The organism is Spirosoma sordidisoli (genome assembly GCF_004138325.1).
GTDB classification, from domain to species: Bacteria; Bacteroidota; Bacteroidia; order Cytophagales; family Spirosomataceae; genus Spirosoma; species Spirosoma sordidisoli.
Genome location: NZ_SBLB01000005.1, coordinates 62,126 through 80,591, shown reverse-complemented (window position 1 = coordinate 80,591; position 18,466 = coordinate 62,126). Strand labels below are relative to the sequence as shown.

Genomic DNA, 18,466 nt, shown 5'->3' with positions numbered 1-18,466 from the left:
GTGAACAAGGCATCTGTAAGCATGATTTGGTGGTGGCACTCTTCCTATCCGGGATGAGGGTTGCCCCTATGCTGTTCATAAACGAACATACACAAGGCTCACCGTCATCCCGGTGAGCCTTATTTTTTTGTCCTAATCGCTAACGAATCACTCTTAACAACGCTACAATGACCCTTTCTGCCCCGCCAGTAACCACCTACCGTGTAGTAACCCGACACAAGCGGATGCTGGCCGACATCATTACCCCCGTCAGCATCTACCTCCGTATCCGCGATCGGTTCCTGAACAGCATCCTGCTCGAAAGCTCCGACTACCACGGCAACGACAACTCCTTCTCCTACATCGCCTTCGACCCGGTAGCGCGGTTCTCGTACGAAGGGCAGCAGCTGACGGTTCGGCTCCCCGGCCAGTCGGAGCAGGTTCGTACGGTCGAGTCGTCCGACATGCTCACGGCCCTGCAGCAGTTCAAAGACAGCTTTCAGCACGAGAAGCTGCCGTTTTCATTCATCACCAACGGGCTGTTCGGCTACTTCGGCTACCCGGCCGTACAAAGTTTCGAAGACATCCGGCTGCAGGCCCCCGTTCCGGCCGAAAACCAGATCCCGGCGGCCGTTTTTGCGGTGTATCGCTACGTTATCGCCATCAACCATTTCAAAGACGAGCTGTATCTTTTCGAGCACAGCTACCTGCAGGCTGGCGAAGCAGAACCCGAGACCTCTACCCTCAACGACATCGGCGACCTGATTACGGGCCGCAACTACCCCACCTATTCGTTTAGCCCGGCCGGTCCCGAACAGTCTAACTTTACGGACGATGAGTTTCGGGGTGTGGTGCAGAAAGGGAAAGACCACTGCCAGCGGGGCGACGTGTTTCAGATCGTGCTGTCGCGCCGGTTCGAGATGCCGTTCGTGGGCGACGAGTTCAACGTGTACCGGTCGCTGCGGTCGCTCAACCCCTCACCGTATCTGTTTTACTTCGACTACGGCAACTATAAGCTCTTTGGCTCATCGCCCGAGTCGCAGATTGTGGTGAAAGACCGGAAAGCCACGATTTACCCCATTGCCGGTACCTTCCGGCGCACCGGCGACGATGCGCACGATGCCGAGCTGGCCCAGAAGCTCTACGACGACCCCAAAGAATCGGCCGAGCACGTGATGCTGGTCGACCTGGCCCGCAACGACCTCAGCCGCAACTGCGACGTGGTAAAAGTTGAAACCTTCAAGGAGGTTCAGTACTACTCCCACGTCATCCACCTCGTCTCGAAGGTAGTCGGCGACCTGACCGAAACGGCCGATCCGCTACAGATCGTAGCCGAAACCTTCCCCGCCGGTACGCTGTCGGGCGCGCCGAAACACATGGCCATGCGGCTCATCGACCGCTACGAAAACCTGAGCCGGTCGTTCTATTCGGGCAGCATCGGCTACATGGGTTTCGACGGTGAGTTCAACCATTGCATCATGATCCGCACGTTCATGAGCAAAGACAACACGCTCTATTACCAGGCGGGTGCCGGTGTGGTGGCCAAGTCGGTCGTAGAGAGCGAAGTGCAGGAAGTACACAACAAACTGGCTGCCCTCCGGATGGCCATCGAACAGGCAAAATCCTTATGAAACTCTTAGTTCTGGATAATTACGACTCGTTCACCTACAACCTGGTCTATATCCTGCGGGAACTGGGGTACCGGCCCGATGTGGTCAGGAACGACAAACTGACCGTTGAGGATGCCGGCCAGTACGACAAAATCATGCTCTCGCCGGGGCCGGGTATCCCGTCAGAAGCGGGTATCATGCAGGACCTGGTTCGGGAACATGGCCCTACGAAGAGCATACTGGGCATCTGCCTGGGCCACCAGGGCATCGGTGAAGTGTATGGCGCTACGCTCGAAAACCTGGGCGACGTGCTGCATGGCGTGGCGCATCGGGCTACCGTGACCGACACCGCCGAACGACTCTTTACCGGCATCCCCGCCGAGCTGACCGTTGGCCGCTACCATTCCTGGACGGTCGTTCCGGAGTCGATGCCCGCCGACCTCCGCACTACTGCCGTCGACGAAAGCGGGCGGGTTATGGCTCTGGCTCACACACGCTACGACGTACGGGGTCTACAGTTCCACCCCGAATCGGTACTGACCGAAAACGGCGTAAAAATGATTCAGAACTGGCTAACCCATTGAGCGAATGAGCAATTGAGTGAATGGGCGAATAAACCAGCGGCCAAACACTCATTCGCTCATTCACTCATTCACTAATTGAAAAATGAAAGCAATTCTTAATCACCTGTTCGAATACAAAACGCTCTCGAAAGATCAGGCCCGGCAAACCCTGATCGGCATCAGCCGGGGCGACTACAATACGGCCCAGATAGCCTCCTTTCTGACGGTTTACATGATGCGAAGCCTGCGCGTGGAAGAACTGGAAGGCTTCCGCGACGCCATGCTGGAACTCTGCCTGCCGGTCGACCTGGCGGCCTATGACCCCATGGACCTCTGCGGCACCGGGGGCGACGGTAAGGACACCTTCAACATCTCGACCCTGTCGGCTTTCGTGGTGGCCGGAGCCGGGCAGCGGGTAGCCAAACACGGGAACCACGGCGTTTCGTCGCTGGTCGGATCGTCGACCGTATTGGAGCGGCTGGGTTACCGGTTTACCAACGATGTTGGGGAGCTGGAACGGAAGATCGAAACCGCCGGTATCTGCTTCCTGCACGCTCCGCTGTTTCACCCCGCCATGAAAAACGTAGGCCCCATCCGGAAAGATCTGGGCGTAAAAACCTTTTTCAACGTGCTCGGTCCGATGGTGAACCCGGCCAAACCCCAAAAACAGCTCGTAGGGGTGTTCAGTCTTGAATTGGCTCGACTTTATGCGTACCTTTATCAGCAATCGGGCAAGCAGTTTACGATCCTTCACGCCCTCGACGGGTACGACGAGATTTCGCTGACGGGAGCGTTTAAGATGATAAGTAACCATGCCGAGCAGGTACTGGAGCCCGAACACCTGGGAATGAGCACCTTAACCCCGGAATCGCTGGCGGGCGGACAAACCCTCGATGCATCGGCGCAGATCTTTCTGGATGTGCTCGACAACAAAGGAACAGCGGCTCAGAATCAGGCCGTTCTGGCCAATTCGGCGATAGCACTGCTCACCGCCGGTAAGGCCAGCTCCCGCGAGGAGGGCGTCCTGATGGCCCGCGAATCGCTGGAGAGTGGCCGGGCCCGGCAGGCGTTTGACCGGCTGATTGCATAGACACCAGGCATAGATGCGCGGAGCCGGGAGGTTTCCACGATGACCAGATCGTTTTCGATAGCAGAACCAGAATAGTGATACGAACGAATTACTTAGCCTAGCGGCTGGACAGACCGGGAGGTCTGCCTGTTTATGAGATGACAATTCTTGACGAAATCATTGCCCAGAAACGAATCGAAGTAGCCCAGCGGCAGGCCGAAACACCCCGGTCGGCGCTGGAACAGATGCCTGACTTCAAACGCCCGACGCTGTCGGCACGCGATGCGGTACAGGACTTTCGATCAACCGGCATCATTGCCGAGTTCAAACGCCGGTCTCCTTCCAAAGGCCTCATCAACGGTACTGCCGACGTGGCCACGACCACCCGGGGCTATGTACAGGCGGGCGCAGCGGTACTGAGCGTACTGACCGACGAGCCGTTTTTTGGCGGTACGCCCGCCGACCTGCAGGCCGCCCGGGCCGCCAACCCCGGTACGCCCATTCTCCGCAAAGACTTTATTGTCGATACCTACCAGCTCCTCGAAGCCAAAGCCTGGGGAGCCGACCTGGTTCTGCTGATCGCGGCCTGCCTGACGCCCGACGAGGTATCTACGCTCAGCATGCAGGCGCAGGATCTGGGTTTACAGGTATTGCTGGAAGTACACGACGAAGGCGAGCTGGATCGTTCGCTGACGCATACCGTCGATCTGGTGGGCGTCAACAACCGAAACCTGAAAACCTTCGAGACCTCGGTCGAAACCTCGCTGCGGCTCGTGGAGCGGATTCCGGATACGTTCGCCAAAATCACCGAAAGTGGTCTGCACGATGCCCAAACCATGCGGACACTGTTCCGGGCCGGGTTCGACGGATTCCTGATCGGCGAAGCTTTTATGAAAACTACGGACCCGGCGGCTGCGCTGGCCACACTCATTCATCAATATACGTTAACGTCTGCTGTACCCATCTAACTCGTTTCTACCATGAAAATCAAAGTGTGCGGTCTGCGTGATGCCGACAATCTCCGTGAGGTTGCCGCCCTTGGTCCCGACTTTATCGGGTTTATTTTCTACGATCAGTCGCCCCGCTTCGTGGGCGATACGCTGGACGAGACGGTGGTGAAAGAACTGCCCCGCTCAATCCGGAAAGTAGGCGTCTTTGTCAACGCCAGTCCGGACTTCATTCTGCGAACGGTTAAGAAATACGATTTCCAGTACGTACAGCTCCACGGCAACGAAACGCCGGAGTACTGCCGGAGCCTGCGCAACCGGGGTATCAGCCTGATCAAGGCGTTTCGGGTCGATGGGTCGTTTAACTTCTCGATGCTGAACAACTACAAAGCCCAGTGCGACTTTTTTCTGTTCGATGCCAAAGGCGATCAGCCCGGCGGCAACGGACATACCTTCGACTGGAGCATCCTGAGCCGCTACGATAACGAAAAGCCGTTTTTCATCAGCGGAGGCATCGGCCTGCACAACCTCGACCAGCTGGATGCGCTGAAAGGCATGAAACTGTACGGCGTTGATGTCAACAGCCAGGTTGAAATTGCCCCCGGTATCAAAGACGTGGCGCAGGTAAAAGAGCTGATCGACCGGCTACGCCCGGTTGAGGAAGAAGTCTAGCGATACACAATGCCGACAAAAGTATATTTGCCGGCATGAACGAACCCGCTTATCCGTTACGAAGCAGCCCAGACCGACAAACGTTCGCCTTTCTGAGCGTAAGCCCAGCTCGCATCATCGCCAAACAGGTTCTCTACGATCCCATCGATGAGCAAGTCGTTAACCTTGCTCTGGTCGATGTCATGCCGGACGGTCGGTTAGCCGATGACGTTGTCAGTGACAACCAGGATATGCCGACCGTGATTGCTACCGTAGTACGAACCATGTTCCTATTCTGGGACGCTTACCCCGAAAAGCTCATCTACATACAGGGACGAGATACCGCCCGTACGCGCTTTTACCGAATTTTGATCAGCAGAGAACTGGACCGGGCGCAGGAACTGTTTTGGATATATGGTAAACGACCTGATGGCCAGTACGAGCGTTTTGTCCCCGATCAATTATATACAGGATTTGCCTTTCAACTAAAGTCGCAATCAGTATGAGAACTGCAAGTAAGACAAATAAGAAGTTGGTTGACCTGGTACCCGATCTATTACTGACACGCCACCCCACCGTACAGGCCTTTGTCGACAAAAAGGTGGAGCAGGCCCGGGAAAGTTTGAAAGACGCTGACCTGTCGGTTATTCTTCGCAACCGCAAAGGCAACTAACAGCAAGAGAACATAAGCCACTTACGGCCTCCTGAACCGCCTAGACCACGTGGTCGACTCTCGGCCTTCACCCGCAGGAGCCCGCTAATTTTAGTCAACGATGCAATCTACCCTCGAACCGCAAACCTCGTTTGCCGTTACTGATAAAGGTTTTTACGGCCGCTTCGGCGGGGCGTTCATTCCGGAAATGCTCTACCCGAACGTTGAAGAACTGCGGCAGAGCTACCTCCAGATCATGGCCGATCCTGCATTTCAGGCCGAGTTTCAGCAGTTACTGGAAGATTACGTGGGTCGCCCAACGCCCCTGTTCCTGGCCAGGCGGCTGTCGGAGCAAGTCGGCGCTACGGTCTACCTCAAACGCGAAGATCTTTGCCATACGGGTGCTCACAAGATCAACAATACCATCGGGCAGATCCTGGTGGCGCAGCGGCTCGGCAAAAAACGGATCGTGGCCGAAACCGGAGCCGGTCAGCATGGCGTGGCAACGGCAACGGTCTGCGCGCTGATGGGGCTGGAATGCATCGTTTACATGGGCAGCATCGACATGGAGCGGCAAAAACCGAACGTTGACCGGATGCGGATGCTGGGCGCCGAAGTACGGCCTGCTACCTCGGGGAGCCAGACGCTCAAAGATGCGACCAACGAGGCCATGCGCCACTGGATCAACAACCCCGTCGATACCCATTACATCATCGGCTCGGTCGTTGGACCGCATCCATACCCCGACATGGTGGCGCGTTTCCAGTCAGTTATCTCGGAGGAGATCCGGAAGCAGCTTTTTGCCAAAACAGGTCGTGAGAATCCCGATTACGTAGTGGCCTGCGTAGGGGGCGGCAGCAATGCGGCCGGCGCGTTCTACCACTTCCTGAACGAACCTTCCGTACGGCTGGTAGCTACCGAAGCCGCCGGGCTGGGCGTATCGTCGGGCCATTCGGCCGCTACTACGGCGCTCGGCAAACCGGGCGTGCTGCACGGCAGCCGGACCATTCTGATGCAAACCGAAGACGGTCAGGTTACCGAACCCTATTCCATTTCGGCGGGTCTCGACTATCCCGGTATCGGCCCGCTCCACGCCCACCTGTTCGACACGGGCCGGGGCGATTTCTACGCCATTACCGACGATGACGCCATCCAGGCTGGCTTTAACCTCAGCAAACTCGAAGGCATCATTCCCGCCATCGAAACCGCCCACGCGCTGGCTGCCCTCCCCAAAATGGGCCTCACCCCCACCGACGTCGTCGTCGTGTGCCTGTCGGGCCGGGGCGACAAAGACTTGAGCACCTACTCGAAATATTTGTGAGTGGTTGTCGGCTCCCCGAACCCTGTCCGTGGTCGTAGACCCGGACCGTGGTTCGGGGAGCCGACAACCACTACCACAACGGAGCGAAAACCACTGCCCGGGTCTACGACCACGGGCAGGGAAAAGCCCGGCTACTGATGACTGTTTAACGACTTGCCATGACCAGTTCCATTACCCAAAACCGGATAACCGACCTCTTTGCCCAGAAAAGCGACCGACTGCTGAACGTTTATTTTACCGCTGGCTTCCCCAACCTCGACGATACCCTGACTGTGTTGCGCGGCTTACAGGCTGCCGGCGTCGATCTGGTTGAGATCGGTATGCCCTACTCCGACCCCGTCGCCGATGGCGAAACCATCCAGCAGAGCAACGGAAAAGCGCTTGAGAACGGCATGTCGCTCAAGACGCTGTTCGCGCAGCTGGCCAGCTGCCGCCAGGAAATTACGGTGCCGATTCTGCTCATGGGCTACGTTAACCCGGTGCTTCAGTTCGGGGTCGAGAACTTCTGCCAGCAGTGCCGCGCGGTAGGCGTCGATGGCGTTATCCTGCCCGACCTGCCGCTCGACCTGTTTCTGGCCGAGTATGCCGACATCTTCCGCGCCTACGGTATTCTGAACGTGAACCTGATTACGCCCCAGACCTCGGACGAGCGCATCCGGCACATCGACGCCGAATCTGACGGGTTTATCTACATGGTCTCCTCGGCCAGCATCACGGGCTCGACCAAAGGCATCAGCGAGCCGATGCGGGCGTATTTCGACCGAATTCGTGCCATGCAGCTGCGGAACCCGCGCCTGATCGGATTCGGGATCAACGACCACGAGACCTTCGATACAGCTTGCCAGTACGCCAACGGCGCCATTGTGGGGAGTGCCTTTATTCGCCATCTACAGGATCATGGCACCTCACCCGAGAGCATCCGTGCCTTTGTAGGGACGATTCGATCCTAAGACCCTACCTTTGCAGTATGAATTCCGACATTAACTTCGACAAATCGACCGATGGGCTGGTTCCGGCCGTGATTCAGGATGCCGATACGGGTAACGTACTCATGCTGGGCTACATGAACCGCGAGGCTTACGAAAAAACCCGGGCCGAGCAGGTCGTTACGTTTTTCAGCCGCAGCAAACAACGGCTCTGGACCAAAGGCGAAACGTCGAATAATTTTCTGCATGTGCGGGAGATCCGGATCGACTGCGACGGCGATACGCTCCTGATCAAAGTTCACCCCGCCGGGCCAACCTGCCACACGGGTGCCGATACCTGCTTCGACGAAGTCAACAAAGGGCAGGGCCAGTTTCTCAATTACCTGCAGCAGATCATCCATGACCGGAAAGTCAATCCGGCCGATGGGTCGTATACGGCTTCGCTGTTCAAAAAAGGCGTCAACAAGATTGCGCAGAAGGTAGGCGAAGAGGCTGTAGAACTGGTTATTGAAGCCAAAGACAACAACGACCACCTCTTCAAGGGCGAAGCGGCCGATCTGCTCTTCCATTTTCTGGTGCTGCTGGAGCAGAAAAACATAGACCTCGACGATATCATTGCCGTGCTGCAAAGTCGTCACGTTAAACAATAGTTTTCCGTTGTCGGTTAGAATTTGCAGTTTCGACTTTCCGAAACGTATAATCGATCACTGAAAACTTTCCACTATGGGTCTCATCATTCGCATCCTCATCAGCGCCGTAGCTGTTTACGTCGCCAGTATGTTCATTCCGGGCATCACCGTATCGGGCGGGCCAGTTACCTACCTGATCGTAGCCATTGTACTGGGTTTCCTGAACGCCTTTATCAAGCCGATTCTGACGGTTCTTACCATTCCGATTACGATTCTGACGCTGGGCCTGTTTCTGCTGGTGCTGAACGTACTGATGGTTTATCTGACGGCCTACCTGGTTCCGGGCTTTGCCGTGAGTGGTTTCATAGCCGCGTTGCTGTTCAGTATTGTCGTCTCCATCATTACGGCCCTCATCGACGCCATCGTATAAACCGACCGGCGGGTCGATTGTCAACCAGTCATCCCGCCGACGCCAATTCACGTACTATCCTGATCGCCCCTGCCAGCACCCAAGCCCGGCAGGGGCGATTTTTCTATCAGCCAGCATCAATGTGCCCCGCATCCAGCCCCGATAAGGCTAGGCGCGATTTCTTTACCGGGGTTTTTGTGTAGGTTAGGGTACGATTCCTGAACCAACCATGACCGATGATAAAAAGCCGTACGACGTACTTGTCGTGGGAGCGGGTTATGCGGGCCTGACCGCTGCCTATGAACTCATCAAAGCCGGCAGAACCGTACTGCTGCTCGAAGCCCGCGACCGGGTGGGAGGCCGGGTACATACACAACGCTTCGACGATGGTTCGTATGTTGACCTGGGCGGGGCCTGGGTTGGTCCAACGCAGGATCGGCTGTATGCGCTGGCCCGCGCGTTCGGAGTCGACACGTTCCCTACTTACGATACCGGCAAAAGCACCCAGTATTTTCGGGGCAGGGTAAAGCGGTACAAAGGCCTCATTCCACCCCTGCCGCTGTTTTCGCTGCTCAGTCTGGACGCGGCCATCAGGCGGATCAATAAACTCTCAAAAACGGTTGACCTCGCCGAACCCTGGAACACGCCCAACGCCCGGCAACTCGACACCCTGACGCTGGCCGACTGGATGAACGGGCAGATGAGCTACGAAACCGCCCGCCAGTTCTTCACCATCGCCGTAGGCGCCATCTGGGCGGCCGACCCGGCCGACTTCTCGCTACTACATGCGCTGTTCTACACCCGGTCGGGTCGGGATCTGGATACGCTCATGAACGTAAAAAACGGCGCGCAGGCCGATCGGTTTGTGGGGGGTGCGCAAACCATTGCCGACCGGATGGCCGCTACCTTCGCCGACCGGATCGTGTTCAACGCCCCCGTACGAACCATCACTCAGACCGACGCGCAGGTGGAGGTTACGACCGATACGACTACCTATACGGCCAGCCGGGTTGTCGTTGCCATTCCGCCCGCTTTACAGGCCGACATCCGGTTCGAGCCCGCCCTACCGCCCCAGCGACAGCAGCTGATGACGCAGCTGCCGATGGGCGCCGTCTGGAAATGTTACGCCATCTACGACCGGCCGTTCTGGCGCGACCAGGGCCTGAACGGCCTGGCCGCTACCCCCGACGGACCCATCACCGTTACTTTCGATAACTCGCCCAGAGATGGCAGCCAGGGTATTCTGATGGGGTTTGTACTGGGCAGTAAGGCCCGGGACTTCTCGCGGCTGTCGGACAACGAACGGCGGGCATCGGCTCTGCAGTCGTTTGCGACGTTTTTCGGACCGGAAGCCGCCCGCCCACGCCGGTACCTCGACCATTCGTTTCTGAACGAAGCCTGGAGCAAAGGATGCTACGCGGCCGTGCCGCAGCCCGGTTTCTGGACCAGCGCGGGCCCGGCCCTGCGGCAACCCGTCGGGCGAATCCACTGGGCCGGCACCGAAACGTCTGATGTCTGGAACGGCTATATCGAGGGGGCCGTACGCTCCGGCGAACGCGTAGCCCGCGAGGTTACGGGCTGACGGCTTTTACGAACCGGGCTCAGTCAGGGATAAACGTAAACTCCGGATAGCCGTACAGCTCGCTTTTCACATTCTGTACAGCGTCGGGAAACAAAGCCGGGGCCGTTAGCCGGTAGCAGGCATTATAAACCAAGATACTGCCTTTTGTAAACGGCATGAACTCGCCACCCCCCGTTTTGTAAGCCGCTCCGTATTTCTTATTGGTCCCGCCCGACTGGCTGTTGATGCTGATTATATACTTCTTGTTGGCAACCAGAGCCAGCGATTCGATATCGGCCATGGTCAGTTTGTCGGGGGCGGTTTGCTCAACAGTCTTTTGCCGTACCGATTGTTTGGTGTCAAAATCCCAGATGATGACGCGGTACGTGCCGGGCTCGGGCATTTTGCTACCTACCTGGGTAAGCTTACCCGCCACCGTCGAGCTGAATACAACGCCCAGCTCCCACGGCCCGGACGTACGTACGCTGGGGGTCAGGGTACTCTCAGCACTCATAAAGCTGGTCAGTGCCTGTTCAGATGGCTTTACCGTTTCTTTGTCGCCACAGTTGGTCAGGCCCGCTGCCATCAGCAACGCCAGCCCGGTAGTCAGTATAGTTTTCATAGTTCAGATATGTTAATCTGAACCCTTAGTCGCAACCACCCCGCCCGGGCTAACAGCCGAAATGGACCATTGAGCGAACGGTCATCTGCCGCGGCCCTAGTCGCCGAACAGGGTTAGCTGACCGCTGCCCGTGGTTTCTTCCGTATTCAGTCCCGACAGCGACACGCCCAGCAACCGAATTCCCTGGCTAACGGGCAGAACACTCTGCAACAGCTCACCCGCCACCTGCGCCAGCACCACCTGCGACGTAACGGCCGATAACAGCGTACGGCTGCGGGTAATCTGCCGGAAGTCGGCAAACTTGATCTTGACGGTTACGGTGCGCCCCCGGATACCCCGGCCCTGGCAGTACTGCCAGACCTCATCGGCCAGGGGGTGCAGGCCGTCCAGCAGCTCGGGTAGCTCGTGCAGATCGGTCTCGAAGGTATTCTCGGAACCGACCGACTTCCGGACGCGGTCGGGGTTGACGGGCCGATCGTCGATGCCGCGCGCAATATGGTAGTAGTACTGGCCCGCCTTGCCGAAGTGGCGCTGCAAAAACGCAACCGACTGCTGGCGGAGGTCGAGCCCGGTGAAGATCCCCAGCGCGTTCATCTTTTGCGCCGTCACGCGACCGATCCCGTGAAACTGCCCGACCAGCAGGGTCTCGACAAAACGGGGACCATCGGCGGGTTTGATCACGAACAGCCCGTCGGGTTTCTGATGATCGGATGCCAGCTTGGCCAGGAACTTGTTATACGACACCCCAGCCGAGGCCGTCAGTCCGGTGGCTTCGCGGATTTTTGCTTTGATCTGCCGGGCCATATCCGTAGCCGACGGCAGGCCAGCCCGATTTTCGGTTACGTCGAGGTAGGCTTCATCGAGCGAGAGCGGTTCGATCAGGGGGGTGTAGTCGGCAAACACGGCCCGGATCTGGGCCGATACGGCCTTATACACATCGAACCGGGGTTTGACGAAGATCAGCTCCGGACACTGCCGGATGGCCGTCACCGATGCCATGGCCGACCTGACCCCGTATACGCGGGCTTCGTAACTGGCCGCGGCCACCACGCCCCGCGCCCGCGAACCCCCTACCGCCACCGGCTTACCCCGCAATTCGGGGTTGTCGCGCTGCTCGACCGACGCGTAGAAGGCATCCATGTCGATATGGATAATCCGGCGAATGGCGGGCTGTTCGGGTTGAGCAGGCATCCGACAAATTTACAAATTTTACCGCGCAGAATCCCGCCCCAGGCCCGGCAACATCCGCCCTAGAATGGCCTGAGCAGCCGTTGAACGCTGTTAACCGCCTGCTCAGGCCACCACTCCTCAACGCCCGGCGGGAGCCGGTACATGCACGCGCGTACCGACCGAGCGGGCCGAGAACTCGGGGGCGTAGAAACACTGGATCGTAGCAACCCCACTCGCATAATCGCCGGTATGTACCACCCGCAGGCCATATTCGAACACGTGGGTGCCGGTTGGCAGGCGGTCCAGGTAGAAGTCCGTGCTGGCGTCGCGGGGGGCTTCGTAGTAACCCAGTCCATTCTGATACCGGTAGCCCGACAAAACGGCCCTGGCGCCGTCGGCGGCTGGTTCGAAACCCGACGCGCGGCTGTCTTTCAGGTGTACATACTGCATATCCCGATCGGTACGCACTTCGAGCCGAACCCGTAGCCGATCGCCGGGTTTCAGGGCGGTCTTGTCGGTAATGAGCGTGCTGACGGGGCCGGCCGGGCTGTCGCGTTCCAGAAACAGCTGCTTCGTTACGGTCAGGTTGCCCATGGCGGCTTTGATGGCCGACGAAGGCGTTACGCGGTCGAGAGGTTCGAAGTGCTGGTAATAGATACCGCCCCAGGCTGGGCCGCTGCCGGTTTTGCTCACGGTGATTACGCCCAGCTCCGGTTTGATCTCGGCAGGCGGGTACGTTACTTTCTGGTAACCCACCGGCCCCGCTGCGGCCACATCAACCGGCCGGCCACCCACCCGCAGCTCGGTGGTGGCCTGGGTGTTCAGCCAGTCGTCGCCGTTGAGCAGCAGGGCATAGATGGCCTCGGTGGTGGCTTTGGTGCTTGGCCAGGCCTGCGTCCGCTTCTGGCTCAGCAGCCATTGTTTCATGGCATTCACCGATTGGGTATCGTTCAGAATCTCCTGAAACGCTTCGATCAGCAATGCCTGCGTTTCGATGGGTGCCTGCTGCCAGGCATAGCCCGGTTTGTTGGCGGGCCAGTACATACCCAGCTCGTCGGACTGCGCAGCCCGTTCGCCGAGTGATTTCAGGATAGCTACCGGGGTTTTGCTATCGCCCAGCCGGTGCAGGGCCAGCGCCGTCAGGGCCTGCTCCTGAATACCCATTGTCGGCCAGTTTTTCGTGATGTGGTTCTGCATGTACTCCCGAACGGCCTTGTCGGCCATGGGTTGAGCCGGGTAGAACGACCGGGCATATAGGTACTGAACAGCCCAGAACGTATCATAAGCAGCCTGTTTCCTCTGTTTGTGCATCTGCACCCACTGCCAGGCGGTTTCGTCGACAAAGGGCAGGGCCCGCGTTTGCAGACCGGTAGCCAGCTGCTGCTGACTTTCGGGCAGGGTAACCCCCAGCCGGGCCAGGTGACCGAAACCCGCCAGCAGATGCAGCGAAACGGTTCGGTCGATGGGCATACCCGCAAACCAGACGAAGCCGCCGTTCGTGGCCTGCAACAGCTGGAGTTTTCGCAGGGCCTGTTCCTGTCCGGCCAGCAGATTATCTGCCTGCAAAAACCGGCCGATCTGCGCCTGTTGGCGGGTCTGGTCGCGGGCGTCGCGTCGCCAGGGGGTTTCGTCGAGGGTGACGCTTTTCAGCTCGGGGTTCGTTTCGAGCGGGTTGGCCGGGGCTTTTTTGGCCCAGGCGTCGGCTACGGCCCGGATATCGGGGCGGGCGCTGACGATGTGGCTGGCCAGCGCATTGGCGTAGAACCGGCTGAACAGCTGCTCGGCACACTCGTAGGGAAACTCGTTCAGGTACGGCAAACTTTGCAGGGCGGTCCAGACCGGATTGCTGGTCAGCTCGACCGTCAGCCGCTCGGCCGACAGCGGCAACTCGGGCGAGTGGCTGGCCAGCGCATTCAGCCGCACCTCTTTTTTACCTCCTCCGTTCACGTAGAACGGCTGGCTGTCCAGCACGAGCATCCGGTTGGGCAGCACGGGAACGGTTCGCTCTTCGGCATCGGCAAAGTCGCCGGCCGAGGCCGATACGCGAAAAGTTATATTCTCCAGCCCCGGCGGCACGATGACCGTCCAGGCTACGGCTGCGCTCAGTCCTTCGGCGGCCGTAAACGCCTGATCGGGCGAGACCCGGCCCGGCCCGAAGAGGACGGTGGTGAGCAACTGGCCGGTAACGGGGTCGACGGCGTCGATACGGGCCGTGCCGCTGAGCACTTTGTCGGACAGGTTGTTGATGCGGGCGGTTAGCCGGAGCGTGTCGGCCTCGCGCAGAAAGCGGGGCAGGTTACCCATGATCATTAGCTCTTTCTGCGTCACGACGGTACGCTCGATCGAGCCGGTTTTCAGGTCGGGCGTATGCGCAAACGCCAGCAGTCGCCAGCGCGTGAGGGCTTCGGGCATGGTGAAGCTGAGCAGCACCCGGCCCTGCGCATCAGTCTGTAGTTTCGGGAAGAAGAACGCCGTTTCGCTGAAGTTACGGCGCGGTGAAACCGACGGACTGGTGGTAGTCGATGTCGGCGTTTCGGCGGCTACCGCTTCGCGTAACTCCACCACATTATCACTGGCCGCTTCCATCGTCGCTACCTTAGCCACGGCTCCGCTTAACGACTTGCGGGGTGCCGCTGCCCGGCCGTATCCTACAGAAACACTTTGCTGCAACGCTCGCGACGACGAGAACCCATATACGCCGAAGCCAGCCAGCGCGTCGTACCGGCGTCCGCTTGGCTGCCGGTCCCGGTAGTTGTACCAGAACAGATTGCTAGTAACAGTCTTGAAATTGGCTGGCAACCACTGTAGCCCGCCTTCGTGGAAAAGGATCGGGCTTTCCGGACCGCTGGGCCAGTTGAGCGGCACGAACGCATCCAGCGATGCATCATACAGGGTAGCCACCAGTTCTGACAGCACCTGTTCGTTACCCGGTCCGCTGATCCGGAGCGTCCATTGCTCGGCCTGGCCGGGTTTGAGCAAATCGCGGAACGTCAGGGTTTCGATCCGCAGCCTTCGGTCGGGTTTCGACAGGGTGATGGATTTGTCTACATCCAGCTTGCGGCCGTTCTGCACCCTGGTGAACCATACGGAAATTCCGTTCTGGTAGTCGCTGGTGATGGGTACCTCAACCCGGGTGGGTTCGTCGGTCAGTTTGAGCCAGCGCTCCTCCCGAATTACCCCCCTGTTTGCTACCCGCATCAGCACCGGGCCGGGGCCGCCCCCCAGCAGAAAAGCTACTGACTGGCCGGGTTTGCCTTCGGTGTTCAGCGCCTTCACCCAGCCGTCGGGCCGGGCCATAACGAACGGCTGGGCCTTGGTCGTAATGGTAACGTACTGCGTCAGGGTGGCGCTCTCACCAGCCGCATCGGTTACGCGAAGATCGGCGGCATAAATACCGGCCGGGTAGCGGCTCAGGGTCAGCTTCAGCGTGTCGGTCTGGTTGATCGACACCGTTTCGACTGCAGCGCCTTTGGGCCAGTTGGTCAGCTTGTCCTCATCGGCATAGACATCAGCTGGAAACAGTTTTTTGAAGGCCTCCCGACTCAGCGCATATCGGTCGGGGGCTTCCCACAGGCGTTTGCGCAGGGGTTGCCGGGGCGGAGTCAGGGGCGACAGGGTTAGCTGACCGCTTACGGGTACGCGCTCGCCCCCGGCGTTGGTCACGCGGATCGATACGGACTGGTCGCGGTTGTCGAGCTGCGGGGGCAGGTTGAGCGTAGCCGTCAGGGCCGAGTATCCAATCGAGAGCCTTTGCTGGGTCGAACGGGTTTCGCCGGTCGCGTCGGTGACGTCGATGGTGACGACGAAGTTGAACGTCGGGTTGGTCTGTCGACCGATGAGCGAGTCGGGCTGGGCCACGAACGTAAGCGACACCGCGCCAGTGGCATCGGTCGTAAGCGTACCGTTGGCAATTTCGGTTTCAGGCCCGACTGGCAGGCTCTGGCGGCCGTCCGGCAGGTAGTTGCTCCACTCCCACCAGATCCAGCGCGGTTTAAGTTGCCGCGTAACCCGGTAGCGTACCGAAGCGCCATCGACGACTGCTCCTGCAAAGGTTTTAGCCGTAGCCGTTACCGCTACCGGCTGCCCCAGTTTGTAGCTGCCTTTGAGCGGGGCGGCTTTTACCTCGAATGTCGGGCGTTTGTATTCTTCGACCCGAACGCTGGTCTGGCTGTTTTCGACCCGGATGCTCATGTCGCCCGTCAGCCGACCGGTTGGTGCCGTAAACTGCCCGTCTACCGTACCGAAGGCGTTGCTGGTCAGCGTCAGTGAGGATACCGTTTCGCCATTTACATCGACCAGCGTGGCCTGTGTCTGCGTGCCTGCCGCTACCCGATAGTCATCGGTTTTGCCTTTGTACAGTACGCCCTTGAAAAAGATCGGCTGTCCGGGTCGGTAGATGGATCGGTCGGTGAAGAGCAGCGCCCGGATCTCGTCCTCGCCGGTGCTCGATTCGGTTCGCTGGTAGCCGGGCCAGTATACGGGTTCGGTATCGATGGTATCGAGTCGGGTAACGATCCGGAACCGGTAACTACGGTCGCCCGCTGCAACCTTGTCGGGTATGACCAGCCCGCCCGCAGCGTCGGTGCGCATGGTATTGAGCCGCCGATGCTCTTGGTAATTGTTGACATACACCTGCTCGAACAGTTCGACCCGCGCGTTAGGCAGGGGCTGGCCCGTTTGCCGGTTCAGCACGTACAGCTTGGGATCACGCGTGTAATGATTGTCGACATCGTCGAACTGGCCCGACCTGCTTGGTTTGAACGGCACCGGCCGATACCCGATCAGGTACCCGATATTGGTTACGTGAAGCCGCGTGTAGGTCAGCAGCTCACTGGCCTCCGACATATCGGGTTTATTGGCAACTAGCACCACATAATGCCCCAGCGACAGGGCAGGCAGGGCTATTTCGGTCCGGTGCGACTGCAGATCGCCATCGTCGGGCAGGCTGACCGAGCCCTGGTGCAGAACGGGCCGTTTCAGGTACTGCCGCGCCAGCCCTTTACCGTCGTCGGGATTGCGCCGGCGGTCCACCCGGTTCTGATCATCGACACTGGTTTGAACCAGGCGATAATAGAGGGTTGGCACGTTCTGGTACGTCACCGACGCCCGGATGGGTTGGTTAGGCGCGTTACCTTCTTCGACCTGCATACTGACCAGCGGGGTTCTGAGCTGGTCGAGCAGCAGCCGCAGATTGTTGGTTTCGGGCGTAGTCTGGGGGAATCGTTTGAGCAGATCGGCCGACAGTTCGGCCGCCCGCCGTCGCCAGCCACCGGTCGGGCGCTGGTTGCTCAGCTCGCTCCATAACGTAACCAGCGCCAGCCCGTAGAACGGCTCGGCCGGCTGGTTACGAACGGTTTTGATCCGCTGCTCCAGCGCCTGCTGGTAGCGAAGGTCTTTGTTGGGTAGGGTGCTGTACTGATGCACGAACGCCAGCCGGGCGGCATCGACTACCGCCAGCGGCAACGGATTGGCATCGGCCTCATGAAACGCCATCAGGCGCTGGTAGCCCTGCAAGGCCCGGAATCGCAGCGAGAGCGTATCGGAGCTGGTGAGCGGTGTTTTCAGAAACGTGGCCGCATCGGCCAGATAAGCCGGTTGGTCCAGCGTGAACCGGTTGGCCGGCCGGATGATATCGGGTTCTGTGTTCCGGTAAAAGGCCAGCGCCCGATGCGCCAGAAAGTCGTAAAGCGTTGGCCGCAGCAACCGCGACTCCGCATCGCCTTTCTCAATGACCAGATCGAAAGCCGAAACGGGTGTTTTCCGGAGCAGATCGAGCGGCTTCAGCGACGCTTCGTAGGCCGTAACGGATTCGGCCACCAGCCGACGCAGATCCCAGGTGCGGGGGTCGGCCGACGCCTGATCGTCGGTTCGGCGGTTCTGAAACTTCCAGCGGTTTCGCTCATAGTACTGCCAGTACGTTTCGGCCAGAATCGATTGCAGCACATTCCGGGCAGGCGCGGGCGAATCGGCCACGTCGCGCCGGAGCGACTCGATCAGTTCGGCATGGACATCCTCGGTCGAGTAGGGCTGGTGGGACAGCCGGTACATGGCCGCTTTCACCACCTGCGGGTGGTTTCGGTCGGCTCTGGCGCGGGTATAAATCCGGTTAACGATCTCGAGTGCCGATTTGGGCAGGCCTTTTTTCAGGAGTGAATCGGCCTGTTTCCAATCCTGGGCAAAGGTCGGATCGGGTCTATTTTTCTGGGCCGTGGCCGATAAGGCGCTCAGGAACAGCAGTACGGTGAAGAAACGGTTCATAGTTTGTTGGCCTGTGGGATTCGTACCCGATGAGATGAAGGTACGCGGACATTTCCACACGCGGTGTAGCTAGGATACCGTTTCGAGCTAAAGGGTTTA

General features: G+C 59.0%; 15 protein-coding genes. 12 read left to right on the top strand and 3 right to left on the bottom strand.

Annotation, left to right across the window (positions count from 1 at the left end):
- Positions 1–167 precede the first annotated feature (167 nt).
- The 12 genes from EQG79_RS18280 to EQG79_RS18230 all read left to right on the top strand — a co-directional run bounded on the left by EQG79_RS18280 (position 168) and on the right by EQG79_RS18230 (position 10,338).
- Positions 168–1,610: an anthranilate synthase component I family protein gene (locus EQG79_RS18280; protein ID WP_129603074.1), complete on the top strand. Its 1,443-nt coding sequence runs from the start codon at positions 168–170 to the stop codon at positions 1,608–1,610.
- Positions 1,607–2,173 (top strand): anthranilate synthase component II, encoded by a 567-nt coding sequence (locus EQG79_RS18275; protein ID WP_129603072.1) that lies wholly within the window; start codon positions 1,607–1,609, stop codon positions 2,171–2,173. Before EQG79_RS18280 ends, EQG79_RS18275 begins: the two co-directional genes overlap by 4 nt.
- An 82-nt stretch (positions 2,174–2,255) precedes the next feature.
- Positions 2,256–3,242: an anthranilate phosphoribosyltransferase gene (trpD, locus tag EQG79_RS18270; protein ID WP_077924170.1), complete on the top strand. Its 987-nt coding sequence runs from the start codon at positions 2,256–2,258 to the stop codon at positions 3,240–3,242.
- A gap of 137 nt (positions 3,243–3,379) precedes the next feature.
- Positions 3,380–4,189, top strand: coding sequence for an indole-3-glycerol phosphate synthase TrpC (gene trpC, locus EQG79_RS18265; RefSeq protein WP_129603070.1), 810 nt, complete (start codon positions 3,380–3,382; stop codon positions 4,187–4,189).
- A 12-nt stretch (positions 4,190–4,201) separates the two neighbouring features.
- A complete protein-coding gene (locus EQG79_RS18260) occupies positions 4,202–4,840 on the top strand; it encodes a phosphoribosylanthranilate isomerase (RefSeq protein WP_077924172.1) in 639 nt (212 codons plus the stop codon).
- A 35-nt stretch (positions 4,841–4,875) separates the two neighbouring features.
- Positions 4,876–5,325 carry a DUF6934 family protein gene (locus EQG79_RS18255; RefSeq protein WP_077924173.1) on the top strand — a complete coding sequence of 150 codons (450 nt, stop codon included), beginning with the start codon at positions 4,876–4,878 and terminating at the stop codon, positions 5,323–5,325.
- Entirely contained in the window at positions 5,322–5,492 is a 171-nt protein-coding gene (locus tag EQG79_RS31055; RefSeq protein ID WP_161492822.1) for a hypothetical protein, read from the top strand. Before EQG79_RS18255 ends, EQG79_RS31055 begins: the two co-directional genes overlap by 4 nt.
- A gap of 100 nt (positions 5,493–5,592) precedes the next feature.
- A complete protein-coding gene (trpB, locus tag EQG79_RS18250; RefSeq protein ID WP_077924174.1) occupies positions 5,593–6,792 on the top strand; it encodes a tryptophan synthase subunit beta in 1,200 nt (399 codons plus the stop codon).
- A 158-nt stretch (positions 6,793–6,950) separates the two neighbouring features.
- On the top strand, positions 6,951–7,742 hold the full coding sequence (gene trpA / locus EQG79_RS18245; RefSeq protein ID WP_077924175.1) for a tryptophan synthase subunit alpha: 792 nt from the start codon (positions 6,951–6,953) through the stop codon (positions 7,740–7,742).
- A 17-nt stretch (positions 7,743–7,759) separates the two neighbouring features.
- Positions 7,760–8,368: a bifunctional phosphoribosyl-AMP cyclohydrolase/phosphoribosyl-ATP diphosphatase HisIE gene (gene hisIE, locus EQG79_RS18240; RefSeq protein WP_077924176.1), complete on the top strand. Its 609-nt coding sequence runs from the start codon at positions 7,760–7,762 to the stop codon at positions 8,366–8,368.
- A 73-nt stretch (positions 8,369–8,441) separates the two neighbouring features.
- Complete coding sequence (locus tag EQG79_RS18235; RefSeq protein WP_077924177.1) at positions 8,442–8,777, top strand: phage holin family protein; 336 nt, start codon at positions 8,442–8,444, stop codon at positions 8,775–8,777.
- 208 nt (positions 8,778–8,985) lie between these two features.
- Complete coding sequence (locus EQG79_RS18230; RefSeq protein WP_129603068.1) at positions 8,986–10,338, top strand: flavin monoamine oxidase family protein; 1,353 nt, start codon at positions 8,986–8,988, stop codon at positions 10,336–10,338.
- A gap of 19 nt (positions 10,339–10,357) precedes the next feature.
- Here EQG79_RS18230 and EQG79_RS18225 read toward each other — a convergent pair whose 3' ends face one another.
- The 3 genes from EQG79_RS18225 to EQG79_RS18215 all read right to left on the bottom strand — a co-directional run bounded on the left by EQG79_RS18225 (position 10,358) and on the right by EQG79_RS18215 (position 18,367).
- Positions 10,358–10,939, bottom strand: coding sequence for a DUF4082 domain-containing protein (locus tag EQG79_RS18225; RefSeq protein ID WP_077924179.1), 582 nt, complete (start codon positions 10,937–10,939; stop codon positions 10,358–10,360).
- A 96-nt stretch (positions 10,940–11,035) separates the two neighbouring features.
- Positions 11,036–12,130, bottom strand: a complete 1,095-nt coding sequence (dinB, locus tag EQG79_RS18220) for a DNA polymerase IV (RefSeq protein WP_129603066.1) — start codon at positions 12,128–12,130, stop codon at positions 11,036–11,038.
- A gap of 117 nt (positions 12,131–12,247) precedes the next feature.
- Complete coding sequence (locus EQG79_RS18215) at positions 12,248–18,367, bottom strand: alpha-2-macroglobulin family protein (protein WP_129603064.1); 6,120 nt, start codon at positions 18,365–18,367, stop codon at positions 12,248–12,250.
- Positions 18,368–18,466: the final 99 nt, after the last annotated feature.